General features: G+C 72.1%; 13 protein-coding genes. 5 read left to right on the top strand and 8 right to left on the bottom strand.

The window, feature by feature from the left end; all coding sequences use genetic code 11:
- The first annotated feature begins 7 nt into the window (after positions 1-7).
- A complete protein-coding gene (locus ACQP03_RS02865) occupies positions 8-415 on the top strand; it encodes a pyridoxamine 5'-phosphate oxidase family protein (protein ID WP_357123995.1) in 408 nt (135 codons plus the stop codon).
- Positions 416-638: 223 nt separating this feature from the next.
- Positions 639-1283, top strand: coding sequence for a C39 family peptidase (locus ACQP03_RS02860; RefSeq protein WP_357123992.1), 645 nt, complete (start codon positions 639-641; stop codon positions 1281-1283).
- Positions 1284-1291: 8 nt separating this feature from the next.
- Here ACQP03_RS02860 and ACQP03_RS02855 read toward each other — a convergent pair whose 3' ends face one another.
- Positions 1292-2614 (bottom strand): FUSC family protein, encoded by a 1323-nt coding sequence (locus ACQP03_RS02855; protein ID WP_433460165.1) that lies wholly within the window; start codon positions 2612-2614, stop codon positions 1292-1294.
- Positions 2615-2794: 180 nt separating this feature from the next.
- On the opposite strand from ACQP03_RS02855, the gene ACQP03_RS02850 reads away from it, so the two are divergent.
- A complete protein-coding gene (locus tag ACQP03_RS02850) occupies positions 2795-3400 on the top strand; it encodes a hemerythrin domain-containing protein (protein ID WP_357123986.1) in 606 nt (201 codons plus the stop codon).
- 70 nt (positions 3401-3470) lie between these two features.
- Here the strand turns inward: ACQP03_RS02850 and ACQP03_RS02845 are convergent, their stop codons facing one another.
- Positions 3471-3641, bottom strand: a complete 171-nt coding sequence (locus tag ACQP03_RS02845) for an antitoxin (protein ID WP_396832127.1) — start codon at positions 3639-3641, stop codon at positions 3471-3473.
- A gap of 201 nt (positions 3642-3842) precedes the next feature.
- On the opposite strand from ACQP03_RS02845, the gene ACQP03_RS02840 reads away from it, so the two are divergent.
- Complete coding sequence (locus ACQP03_RS02840) at positions 3843-5015, top strand: AI-2E family transporter (RefSeq protein ID WP_357123980.1); 1173 nt, start codon at positions 3843-3845, stop codon at positions 5013-5015.
- 22 nt (positions 5016-5037) lie between these two features.
- On the opposite strand, the gene ACQP03_RS02835 is transcribed toward ACQP03_RS02840, so the two are convergent.
- Positions 5038-5715 (bottom strand): dienelactone hydrolase family protein, encoded by a 678-nt coding sequence (locus ACQP03_RS02835; RefSeq protein WP_357123977.1) that lies wholly within the window; start codon positions 5713-5715, stop codon positions 5038-5040.
- Between the two features lie 230 nt (positions 5716-5945).
- Here ACQP03_RS02835 and ACQP03_RS02830 point away from each other — a divergent pair, with 230 nt between their 5' ends.
- Positions 5946-6143: a hypothetical protein gene (locus tag ACQP03_RS02830; protein WP_433460162.1), complete on the top strand. Its 198-nt coding sequence runs from the start codon at positions 5946-5948 to the stop codon at positions 6141-6143.
- Positions 6144-6188: 45 nt separating this feature from the next.
- On the opposite strand, the gene ACQP03_RS02825 is transcribed toward ACQP03_RS02830, so the two are convergent.
- From ACQP03_RS02825 to ACQP03_RS02805, 5 genes are all read right to left on the bottom strand, one after another.
- Positions 6189-8564, bottom strand: a complete 2376-nt coding sequence (locus ACQP03_RS02825) for a glycoside hydrolase family 65 protein (RefSeq protein ID WP_357123971.1) — start codon at positions 8562-8564, stop codon at positions 6189-6191.
- Complete coding sequence (locus tag ACQP03_RS02820) at positions 8561-9352, bottom strand: HAD family hydrolase (RefSeq protein ID WP_396831923.1); 792 nt, start codon at positions 9350-9352, stop codon at positions 8561-8563. Before ACQP03_RS02820 ends, ACQP03_RS02825 begins: the two co-directional genes overlap by 4 nt.
- Before the next feature lie 60 nt (positions 9353-9412).
- Positions 9413-9877 carry a DUF4442 domain-containing protein gene (locus tag ACQP03_RS02815; protein WP_357123965.1) on the bottom strand — a complete coding sequence of 155 codons (465 nt, stop codon included), beginning with the start codon at positions 9875-9877 and terminating at the stop codon, positions 9413-9415.
- A gap of 63 nt (positions 9878-9940) precedes the next feature.
- Entirely contained in the window at positions 9941-10963 is a 1023-nt protein-coding gene (locus ACQP03_RS02810) for a hypothetical protein (protein ID WP_357123962.1), read from the bottom strand.
- A gap of 93 nt (positions 10964-11056) precedes the next feature.
- Positions 11057-12358, bottom strand: coding sequence for an ABC transporter ATP-binding protein (locus tag ACQP03_RS02805; RefSeq protein ID WP_357123960.1), 1302 nt, complete (start codon positions 12356-12358; stop codon positions 11057-11059).
- Between the last annotated feature and the right edge of the window lie 33 nt (positions 12359-12391).

The following is a 12391-nucleotide window of genomic DNA, read 5'->3' as shown; positions in this document are numbered from 1 at the left end:
GACGCACGTGGCCGGTGATCATCGACTGGACATCCACGACGACCGGGTGGCGGCGTTCTGCGCGGAGCGGCACCTCGCGACGCTGACCACCCTGCGCGCCGACGGCACCCCGCACGTGGTACCCGTCGGGGTCACTCTCGATCCGGTGGCCGGGCTGGCCCGCGTGATCACCTCCGGCACGTCCCGCAAGGCTCGGCAGGTGGCCGCCGCCGGGCCGGAGGGCACTCCAGTGGCCGTCTGCCAGGTGGACGGCCGTCGCTGGCTGACGATCGAGGGCCGGGCGGTGCTCCGATCGGACCGGGCCTGCGTGGCGGAGGCGGAGCGCCGGTACGCCGAGCGCTATCGGACCCCGCGTCCGAATCCGGAGCGCGTCGTCATCGAGATCACTGTGACGGGACTACTCGGCAGCCTCTGACGTCCGTTACGTCGCCTGTGTCGCATTCGCGCCCCGCTGCCGGTCAGCGAACGTGAGCCACCCTGCGCGCGGAATCCCCCACCGTCGGCGGTCGTTACGCCAGGTCGCGACGCCCGCACCGGCAGCCGGCGGCGGAATGCCGCCCGGAGCAGGGCCGTTACGTCCCCGGTAACCACGGCCGAGACCGCCACGGAGGCGGCTACCCCCGAACGGAGACTCGACCATGAACCCGATCGTGCAGAAGAGCGGCCTGTCCGTCGTCGGCCTGCTGGTCGCCGGCGGTTGCGCCCTCGGCCCCGCCGTCGCCGCGCAGGCAGCCCCCGCGCCGGCGGCCCCATCCTCGTCGAGCCAGACCAGCCGCAGCGCCGAGCGGGTCCTCGACGTCGACTACCAGGCACAGCCGAACTTCTTCTACTGCGGCCCCGCCGCCACCCGCATCGCGCTCTCGGCCCAGGGCAAGGCGCTCTCCCAGGACGACGTGGCCAAGTTGCTCGGCACCACCGAGGCGGGCACCCCGTCCGCCCTCGACACCACCCGCGTGCTCAACGAGTTGACCGGCGGTCACTACCGGACCACCGAGATCCGTGACTCGGTGGCCCGCCCTGACCAGGTCGAGCAGCTACGCCGGGATGTCCTGGCCGCGATCGACGCCGGCCGCCCGGTGGTGGCCAACATCAAGGGCACGACCGTGGACACCGACGGCAACCCGCACTCGTACGAGGGTGGCCACTACCTGACGCTTGTCGGCTACCGCGACGGCGGGGACCTCATCCGGGTCGCCGACCCGGCCGACCCGGCGCTGGGCGAGTACTGGATGAGCCTGCCGAAGGTCGCCAACTGGATCGCCGAGCGCGGTTACTCCTCCTGACCCGATGCTCACCGGGCCGGCCTCTCCCGCGCGGAGGGGCCGGCCCGGTCGTTCCGTCTGCGGTTGGCCAGGTGCGCCCGGCGACGCGCGCGGATAGCCCGTGTCGGCCGGGCGCGGTGCAGCTCACGCCGGGCCGGCGGGGCGATGGCCGACTCGCCGGCGCCGGCCGCCCGGCGCACGATCCGGTTGGCGTCGTCCGGGTCGTAGCCACAGGCCCGGAGCAGGTCGCTCGACGCGGTACGCAGGCCGGTGACGATCGCGTCGCCGAACGACCGGACTCCACTCGCGGCGGCCTGGCCGGCCAACTCGGCGCACTCCTCGACCAGCTTCCGGGTCCGCCGTGGATCGCCGCCGGTACGGCACTCCGCCCGCATCTTCGTCACCGCCTGTCCCAACCGCCCGATGGCGTCCGGCAGCTCCGGCGGGATCGGCTCGTCGTACTGCAGAGCGGTCGTCGACCAGCGGGCGAGGGCATGGCTGTCCAGCAGTAACCGTTCGAGGTGCTCCGAGCTGCGCGCGTACCTGTGGAACTGCTGGCGGCGGTGCCAACGGGCCGGCGCGATCGTCACCACCTCCTCCGCGCCGCTCAGCGCGTCGTGCAATCGACTCAGATCCCCCTCGGTGCCGCGCAGCGTTTCCAGGACGTGTCTCGTCCCATCGCTGTCGCGCTGCCGGAGCACCTGCCCCAGCTTCTCGAGTTGTTCTGCGAGGACCGTGAAGATCGGCGCCGCCGCCCGGTCCAGCACCCGCATGGGGTTGACCGGCAGCAACAGCGCGACCACCACCAGACCGACCACCCCACCGACGAGCGCGTCGAAGATCCGGGGCACCTCCAGGCCCCGGTCCATCGGAGCGAGCGTGGCGATCAGTACGGCGGTACCGCCGGCCTGACCGACCAGCGGGCCGCCCTTCCCGGCCACCAGCAGGGCGGTGGCGATGGCCAGGCCGACGACCACCCCGGTCTGCCACGGTCCCGAACCGAGGAAGAAGCGCAGCGTGTCGCCGATGACGATGCCCAGTCCGACGCCGAACAGCAGCTCGAAAGTGCGTCGGGCCCGCTGCCCGATGGCGGTGGCGATCGTACCGACGGCGGCGGCCGGAGCGAAGACGTGCGAACCCGGGCCGAGGAAGTGCTTGGCGATCAGGGCCGCGAGCGCCGCCGCCAGCCCGGCCTGGGCGGCGATCACCACAGTGACCTCCCACTGCCGGGCACGGACCCGGCCCGCCTGGCCGCTGCGGTGCCGCACCCGTTCGACCGCCCGGCCGCTGCGCTCGGCGGCCTCGTCGAGCCGCGACTGGTCGCGGTCGGCGGCTGGACGGTCGTCGGTCATGGCGGCGGTTACCCCCGGGAAGCGCGGTCAATCGTGCCGTCGTGCCCCGCGCTTCCCAGCGGCCCCGGCGGCACCAGCCGTCACCGGGGGGCGGATTCATCGGCGATCGTAGGTTTGCTCGATCGCTGGGGGGTACCAGGGGCCGCACACCCACCGATCCGCAACCGGTAAGGGGCCCAGATGAGCAGTCCACACAGCACCGGGGAGCAGGATGTCGTCGACCTCCTCGTCGCCGACCACCGTGCGGTCGAGACCCTCTTCGTCGAGCTGGAAACACGACAGGGTACGCCCGAGTACCGCCGTCAGCTCGCCGACGTGGTGATCGCCGAACTGGTCCGGCACGCCGTGGCCGAGGAGGCGTACGTCTACCCGACGGCCCGCAAGGCGCTGCCCGACGGCGACCAGATCGCCGACCACGAGATCACCGAGCACGCCGACGCCGAGCGCACGATGAAGGACCTGGAGTCGGTCGACCCGTCCGACCCTCGCTTCGACGAGTTGCTGGCCCAGCTGACCAGCACCATCCGTCACCACGTGCAGGACGAGGAGAAGGACCTCTTCCCCCGGCTGCGCGCCGCCACCGCCCGGGAGGAGATGGTCGAGCTGGCCGGCAAGGTGACGGCGTTCAAGAAGATCGCGCCGACCCGCCCGCACCCGAGCGCACCGGACCACCCACCGGCGAACAAGCTGCTCGCCCCCGGCACGGGGATGATCGACCGGATGCGTGACGCGCTGAGTGACCGGCCGACCTCGATGGACGAGCTACGCGAGCAGCAGCAGCGCTGATCGCCGTACGCTCCGCACACGACAGTCCCGGGCCGCCGAACGCTCGGCGGCCCGGGACACGTCCACTACGTCAGCGGACCTGATCACCCTCGCCGGTACGCGCCTGGGCCTGGTCGACGCCCTTGTCGATCTGGTCGCCGTACTTGCCGCCGGTGCGCTTGTCGGCCATGTCGCCGGCCTTCTCCATGCCCTGATCGACCTGCTTGTCGTGCTTGTCCGCGAAATCCTTGGCCTTGTCCATGAAGTCACCCACGGCGCTCCTCCTCCTCGGGTAGTTCCTCCCGGGTTCCCTCGTCCCGAGAGCGCAAACGCCTTCCGTTCGGGCGTACTCCGCGAAGGCCTGACCAGCGCTCCCCCGACCGGCGTACGATCCGCGCGGACGACCGGGTGTCGGCGCACGGCCGGCCGGGTACCGACCTCGCCGAGATCGAGGAGGGCCGACATGACGGCAGACCAACCCGGGGCGGACGTCGCGCCGACAACCGGCGGAACGCAGGAGACCGGTACCACGGCGGCGACGGCCGGGGGCACCGCGGCACCCGGAGACGCCGGGGCGCGGCACGCGTGGGCGGGGCTGCCCTGGCTGGTACGGACCGCGGTGCTCTGGAGCGCCTGCCTGGTGGTGATCGTCGCCGGGCTCTACCTGCTGGGCCGGATCGCCGTCCTGCTGGCCCCGCTCGCCATCGCCCTGGCCGCCACCATCTTCCTCACCGCGCTGTTGGACCCGGTGCTGCTCCGGCTGCGTCGCCTGCGCCTCCCAGCGGCGCTGGCCGCGCTGCTCACCGTCCTGCTGCTGCTCGGCATCCTCGTGGGCGTCGGAGCGCTGGTGTGGAACCTGACCGCCAGCCAGTTCGACCAGCTCAGTCAGCAACTGACCCAGGGGCTCGACCGGAGCCGCGACTTCGTCACGTCCACCCTGCCGGTCAGCGAGGCCCAACTCGACAAGCTGATCGACCAGGCCCGGGAAGGGCTCAGCGGCAGCTCGCCGGACCCGGTGTCCGGCGCCCGGACGGCCAGCGAGGTCGTCGGTTCCGCGCTGCTCGCCCTGGTGCTGCTCTTCTTCCTGCTGAAGGACGGCCGGTCGATGTGGCACTGGACGCTGTCCCGGATGGCCGGCCCGAACCGACCCCTGGTGGCCGAGGCCGGCCGGAACGGCTGGCAGACCCTCGGCGCGTACAGCCGGGGGACCATGATCATCGCGGCCATCGACGCGATCGGCATCGGCCTGGCCCTGGTCGTGCTACGGGTACCGCTGGCCCTGCCCCTGGCGCTGATCACGTTCCTCGGCGGCTTCGTGCCGATCATCGGGGCGACGGTCGCGGGCGCGGTCGCGGTTCTGGTGGCCCTGGCGGCCAACGGGCCGACGACCGCTCTGCTCACCCTCGCCGCCGTGGTCGCGGTGCAGCAGATCGAGGGCAACCTGCTGGAGCCGCTGGTCATGAAGCGCCAGGTCCGCCTGCACCCCGCCGTGATCCTGGTGGCGGTCACCGCCGGCACCCTCATCGCGGGCATCGCCGGCGCCTTCGTCAGCGTTCCGATCACCGCCGTCCTGTGGCGCGTCGTCGACACCGTCCAACGCCGCCGGTCCACCTCACACCTGCCGGCGGCGGGGTAGAGCCGACGCCGGGCCAGGGCCCTCACCCGCGGCGGGACGCAGTTTTCGTCCGGGTCAGATGGGTGGTGAACCAGGTGCCGGCGTGCTCGGCGACCTGGTCGAGCGTGCCGGGCTCCTCGAAGAGGTGGGTGGCGCCCGGCACCACCCACAGCTCGCCCACGTCCCCCAGTTCGGCGAGCGCCCGCTCGTTGAGCGCGAGCACCTCCTCGTCCAGGCCGCCGACCAGCAGCAGGGTGGGAGACCGCACCTGACCCAGCGCGGTGCCCGCCAGGTCGGCCCGGCCGCCCCGGGAGACCACCGCGCCCACCCGGTCGGCGCGGGACGCCGCCGCCACCAGCGCGGCGGCGGCACCCGTGCTCGCACCGAAGAGACCGATCGGTACGTCACCCGCCGGACGCTCGGCCACCAACCAGTCGACGATCCCGGCCAGCCGGCTGGCCAACATCCCGATGTCGAACCGGAGTTCGGCCGTCCGCGTGTCCACCTCCTCCTCGTCCGGAGTGAGCAGGTCGACCAGGACGCACGCGAGGCCACGGGAGTTCAGCGCCCGCGCCACCGCGACGTTGCGCGGACTGTGCCGGGAGCTACCGCTGCCGTGCGCGAACAGCACCACGCCCACCGGTTGGGCGGGTAGCAGCAGATCGGCGGGGAGCTGGGCGTCCCGAACCGGAATGATCACCGTGTCGTGCTGCTCGTCCATGCCGCACCTCCGTGCTCGCCTACGGTCGGGTTACCCCGCCCGACGCGTCGCACGCGCCCGGTGCAGGCGGCCGGTGCAGGCGGCCGGTGCAGGCGCCGGTGCAGGCGGCCGGTGCAGGCGGCCGGTGCAGGCGGCCGGAGCGCGGCGTTTGCCGGGTGGGTCGCCGGGTACGCGACGAGGAGACCGCAGACCGTGTAGGCGCAGCCGCGCCCCGACGGATCGCGAGGATCATGATGGCCAAGCAGCAGATCTCCCGGCAGCAGCAGATGACCGAACGCGCCCAGCGTGAACAGGACGCCGCGCGCAACCAGGACGTCAGTGACCAGGACTTCGGTGACCAGGCCGCCTCGGCCCGCCTCCCCGACGATCCCAAGGCGGCTGCGCCGCGGGACGCGATCGGACGCCCCTCGACCGGCGAGCCGGTCTGACGTACGCGCGCGACGGCCGGGGCGGGAACACTCCCGCCCCGGCCGTCACTGCTGCTTGGCCTCGGGGAGCCGGAGCAGGGGCGAGCGCCCCGGCGGCTGCTCCGGCGGCGGCCCCGAGGGCTCGGCCGGCGGCACCGGCACCGTCACCGGTTCGTCGCAGGTGACCCGCACCATCTGGTCGTGGTGGCGCAACTCGACGACGTCGTCCGGGCCACCGTGGCGCAGCGCGTACGTCGTCTGGTGCGGGCGGACGTCGACCCGCAGCGCCAGACCCCGCCACTGAAGGGAGAACTCCAGGCGGCTCAGCCGGCTGGAGAGCCGGGGCGCGAACGACAGCTCGCCGTCGTGGTCACGCAGCCCGCCCAGCCCGCTGACCAAAGCGAGCCACGCGCCGGCCAGCGAGGCCATGTGCACGCCGTCGCGGGTGTTCTCGTTGAGGTCGTGCAGGTCCATCAGCGCGGCCTCGCGGAGATAGATGTGCGCCAGGTCGGGATGGCCGACCTCGGCGGCGAGCACCGACTGGGTGCAGGCCGACAGCGACGAGTCGCGCACCGTCCGACGCTCGTAGTAGAGGAAGTTGCGAACCTTCTGCTCGGGGGTGAACGCGTCCCCCCGCCAGTGCATCGCCAGGACCAGGTCGGCCTGCTTGACGACCTGTTTGCGGTACAGGTCGAAGTACGGATAGTGCAGCAGCAGCGGGTACTTCTCGGCGGGCGTGTGCGCGAAGTCCCACTCCTGCAACCGGGTGAACCCCTCCACCTGCTGGTGCACGTCCAGCTCGTCGTCGTACGGCACGTGCATCGACGTGGCGGCGTCCCGCCAGCTCGCCGCCTCCTCGTCGGTGACGCCGAGGTGGAACGCGTCGTCCCGGTAGCGCATGACGACGTCAGCGGCGGTGAGCAGGTTCCGCTGGGCCATCAGGTTGGTGTAGATGTTGTCGTTCTTCACCGCCGTGTACTCGTCCGGACCGGTCACCCCGTCGATGTGGAACCGGCCGTGCCGGTCGTGGTGCCCGATCGAGCGCCACAGCCGGGCGGTCTCCACCAGCAGCTCCAGCCCGATCTCCCGCTCGGTGGCGGTGTCCCCGGTGACCAGCACGTACCGTCGGACCGCGTCGGCGATGTCGGCGGCGATGTGGAACGCCGCCGTACCCGCCGGCCAGTACCCGGACGACTCCGGCCCCTCGATTGTCCGCCAGGGGAAGGCGGCGCCCTTGAAGTTGAGCGTCGCCGCCCGTTCCCGGGCCTGTTCCAGCGTGCTGTGCCGCCACTGCAGGGCGCTGCGCACCGCGCTGGGCTGGGTGTACGTGAGGACCGGCAGGACGAACATCTCGGTGTCCCAGAAGGCGTGCCCGTCGTAGCCGGGGCCGGTCAGCCCCTTCGCCGAGATCGGCCGCTGCTCGGCACGGGCCCCCGCCTGGAGCACGTGGAACAGCCCGAAGCGGACGGCCTGCTGGATCTCCGGATCACCCTCGACCAGCACGTCGGCCGCGTCCCAGAACTCGTCCAGGTAGGCGCGCTGCTCTCGGTGCAACCCGTCCCAACCGTCCAACCGGGCGCCGGCCAGCGCCGCGCCGACCTGGTCGCGCAGCGCGGGCAACGAACGTCGACTCGACCAGCCGTACGTCAGATACTTGACCACCCGCAGCTTCTCGCCGGGCTTGAGCACGCAGCCGATGGTGGTGCGCACCCAGTCCTCGTACCCCTCGGACTCGATGGTGGTGTGGTCCGGGCCGTGCACCTCGTGCTCCATGGCGGCGGCGACGCGCAGCCCGGACACCTTCGTGCGGTGGATGAGCTGGCCGCCGTCCGGGGTGGTCAGCTCCTCCTCGGCCAGCAACGGCGATTCCAGCACGGCCGCGACCCGGGGGTCCTTGCTCTGCGCGGGCAGCGACTCGTTGGCCACCAGCTCGGACTGCACGATCAAGCGCAGCGGGCCGTCGACGGCCTCCACCTCGTAGCTGATCGCGGCGACCGACCGCTGGGTGAACGACACGAGCCGGGTGCTGCGGACCTTGACCTCGCGGCCGGCCGGGGAGCGCCAGTGCAGCTCCCGGTGCAGGGTGCCGGCCCGCAGGTCGAGGATCCGCTCGTGGGACAGCAGCTCGCCGTAGCGCACGTCGAGCGGTTCGTCGTCCACGAGCAGGCGGATCAGCTTGCCGTTGGTGACGTTGACGATGGTCTGCCCCGACTCGGGGAAACCGTAGCCGGCCTCCGCGTACGGCAGCGGACGTAGCTCGTAGAACGAGTTGAGGTAGGTGCCGGGCAGCCCGTGCGGCTCGCCCTCGTCGAGGTTGCCGCGCAGACCGACGTGCCCGTTGGAGAGCGCGAAGACCGATTCCGACTGGGCCAGCACGTCCATGTCCAGGCGGGTCTCCCGGATGTGCCAGGGCTCGACGGGATAGGCCCGTTCCCGGATCACGTGCGGTCCCGTTCGCCGGCGGGGCGGGGTGCCGGCGGGGCGGCGTCGCCCGCGTCGAGCAGGTCCGCGAGGTCCTTGACCACCACGTCCGCGCCGTGCGCGAGCAGTTCGTCGGCCTGTCCCACCCGGTCGACGCCGATCACGTACCCGAATCCGCCCGCCCGGCCGGCGGCCACCCCGGAGAGCGCGTCCTCGAAGACGGCGGCCTGCGCCGGGTCGACGCCCAGGACCTTGGCGCCGGCCAGGAAGGTGTCGGGGTGGGGTTTGCCGCGCAGCTTCTGTTCCCGGGCCACGAGCCCGTCGATTCGGGCCTCCAGCAGGTCCGCCAGGCCGGCGGCGGCGACCACCTCGCGCCCGTTGGCGCTCGCGGTGACCACCGCTCGGCGCAGCCCGGCGTCGGTCGCCGCCCGCAGATAGCGCACCGAGCCCGGATAGACCTCGACGCCGGAGGTGCGCAGACGATCCAGCAGCAGGACGTTCTTGCGGTTGCCGATGCCGTTGACCGTGTCGGCGTCCGGCGGATCGTCCGGGCTGCCCTCGGCAAGCACGATTCCCCGGGACGCGAGGAACGACCGGACGCCGTCGGCACGCGGTCGGCCGTCGACGTAGCGGTTGTAGTCGGGGCCAGGGTCGAACGGTTGGAACGGCTGCCCGGTCGCTGCGGCGCGCTTACGCAGGAACTCGTCGAACGTCTCGGTCCAGGCGGCGTTGTGCACCCGGGCGGTCTGCGTCAGCACACCGTCCAGATCGAAGAGACAGGCGGTCACATGAGCAGGTAGGCCCAGCACGGTACGAATCTAACCACCCGGCTGGGTGCGCAAACCCGTTTTGAGCCGCCGCCGGGCCGCTCAGTTCGGCCGCAGGGTCCAGATCACCGTCATGGTCGACGTGGGCGTGCCGTCCTCGGTGGCGATCTCCACCTCGATGTCGAACTCGGGCCGCTGACCGGCCTCCAGCTCCGCGACCACCTCCGACGCCGGACGCCCCAGCCGCGCGGTCGCCAGCACCGACCCCAGGGCCAGCTTGCGGTAGGCGATCTCGGCTCGGACGGCGAGCGGCACGGCCCGGTCGAGGAGCTGCCCGAAGGCGGCCAGCACGACCGCGCCGGAGGCCGTCTCGCCGAGCGTGAACATCGCCCCGGCGTGCGGGCCGCCGACGTGGTTGTGGGTGGCCGGCGTGTCGGGGAGCCGGACGACGGCCCGCACCCCGCCGTCCGCCTCGGGCGCCACCTCGACGAATTCGATGCCGAGCGTGCGGGCGAACGGCACCGATTGCAGGATGCCGGCCGCCACCTGGCGGGAGTCGATGGTCATGACCCGACGCTACTTCTCGGTAACCAGGGCGGCAACCAGGGTTTTCCCCGACTACGACAACCGTCAGAGGTTGGCGATCGTGCGCAGGATCTCGGCGTAGAAGTTGCCGTCGATGCTCCGGAAGAGGGAGAAATCCTGACCCGGATCGCCGAAGAACGGGCGCAGCGTCCACGCCAACTGGGTGCCCACGAAGCCGAAGAGCAGGATCCAGATGTAGAGCAGCGTCATGCTGGCCGGGCGCTGTGTGGGCTCGCCCCGCCGCACCGGCGGGTTGCCCCAGTGGCGCTGCTGCGCCGGGTAACCCGGCGGCACCATGCCGGGCGGGAACGCGGTGCCGGGCTGCCCACCCCACTGCGTCGGAACAGCCGCCGGGGCCGGCGTGGTGGTCGTGGCGCTCGCGCCCTCGGGCGCGGCACCGTTCGCCGCCGACGCGACGGCCGCGCCGGCCGGAACCGCTACCGGCTCGGCGGCGCCCGGCGTGCCGCCCACCGGCACCGCGACCGGAGCGTCGACCTGGGCCGGAGCATTGGCCGCCGCCGGCACGCTGACCTGAGCCGGAACGGTGGCCGTGGTCGTCGCCGGGGCGAGCAGGCCGTGGTCGTTGAGCACCTGCATGCCACCGGTCAGGAAGCGCAGCCCGACCAGCGCCGACAGCGTCAGGATCGCGACGTTGAGCAGCTTGAAGAAGCCGTAGTCGGGCGCGGTGATCAGGAAGAAGAGGCTGATCGGCGCGAACGCCACCGCGAGCATCGAGGTGACGGTGATCGCCACCATCACCAGCGCCAACGACTGACGCACCGAGAGCCGGGCGCCGAATACCAGGTTGAACAGGTACAGCGTGGGCAGGCAGATGGCCAGCGTCACCAGGAACAGCAGGGGCAGCTTCAGCGCGGACGTCAGGGCCATCAGCGGGCTGTGGAACGCGCCGAGCACCGCCCCGTAACAGGCGAGGGCGATGGCGGAGCTGGCCAACATCCGCCCGGTCAGCGCGTTGAGGTCGCCCTCGGCCACGATCTGCTGCCAGATGCCCTGGCGGTCCCGCAGGATGCGCTCGATGACGAGCGGACTGGGACGGTCACCCGACACGGGCGCACCCCTCTCGGTCAGGCACGAAATGGACTAGGTGGGCAGACGGTAGGGCACCGGACGGGCGGGCCGCCACCCCGCTCCGGCGTGGCGTCACCGCCACCCCACGTCGATACGCGCACCGCGCTCGTCGAAGAAGTGCAGCGCGTCCATCCGGACCGAAACGGCGAGCGGATGCCCGGCCGTGACGGCCGGGTACGGCGCGAGTCGCACCGCCAGCTCCGCCGGGCGGCGGTGGTGCCGACCCGGGTCGGGGAGGACGCTGGTCGTCCGCGACGCTCCGCTCGGCTCCTCCTCGGATTCCACCGGCTTGCCGGTGAGCCGCTGCATCACCGCGCCGAACCGGCGCAGGCCACGCTGGCCCACCGGCGGCGGGTCGAGCGGCGCGCCCATCTCGTCCACCATGATCGCGGTCGCCCCGATGTCGAGGAACGCCAGCGACTCGTGCCCGTGGTGCTCCAGGTAACGGATCCGCCCGCGCAGCACGTCACCGGGGCTGTCCGGGGCGACCGGGGTGAGCGCCTCGGCCCGCATCCCGACCACGATCCGCTCACCGTGGTAATGCGCCACCGCCCGGCTGCGGATGTCGTTCCACGGCAGGTAGAGCGACTGCTCACCGAGGTTGAGCGCGATGTACCGGTCGAGGTGGACGTAGACCGACGCCTCCAGCAGGTTCATCCGGGGGCTACCCAGGAACGCCGCCACATAGAGCGTCGCCGGACGGCCGTACACCTGGGTGGGCGTGCCCACGTCCTGGAGCACGCCCCGGCGCATGATGGCCACCCGGTCGGCCATGGTCAGCGCCTCGGCCTGGTCGTGGGTCACGTAGACGGTGGTGACGCCCAGCTCCCGGGTCAGCCCGGAGATCTCCGCCCGCAGCTCGGCGCGCAGCCCGCTGTCCAGGTTCGACAGCGGCTCGTCCATCAGGAAGAGACCCGGCCGCCGGACGATCGCGCGGCCCATGGCGACCCGCTGGCGCTGGCCGCCGGAGAGCTGGCCCGGCTTGCGGCCGAGCACGTCGCTGATGCCGAGCGCGCTCGCCACGTCGGTTACCCGCTCGCCGCGCGGTTCCGGTTCCACCCCGGCCAGCCGCAGCGGAAAGGCGATGTTGTCGCCGACGGTCATGTGCGGGTAGAGCGCGAAATCCTGGAAGACCATGGCGATCTTGCGGTCGCGTGGCGGCAGGTCGTTCGCGAGCTCCCCGTCGAGCAGCACCGCTCCCTGCGTCGGGTCCTCCAGACCGGCGATCATGCGCAGCACTGTGGACTTGCCGCAGCCGGACGGGCCCAGCAACACCATGAACTCGCCGTCGTTCACGTCCAGATTTATGCTGTCGACGGCGAGTGTGCCGTCCTTGAAAACCTTGGTCACATCTTTGAGTGCGACGGTACTCACCGTCAGGTCCCCCACGTCTCTCGGCCGAACTCC

It is taken from the genome of Micromonospora sp. CA-248212, assembly GCF_050948405.1.
Classification (GTDB): Bacteria; Actinomycetota; Actinomycetes; order Mycobacteriales; family Micromonosporaceae; genus Micromonospora.
This window is presented reverse-complemented; position numbering and strand designations above follow the sequence as displayed.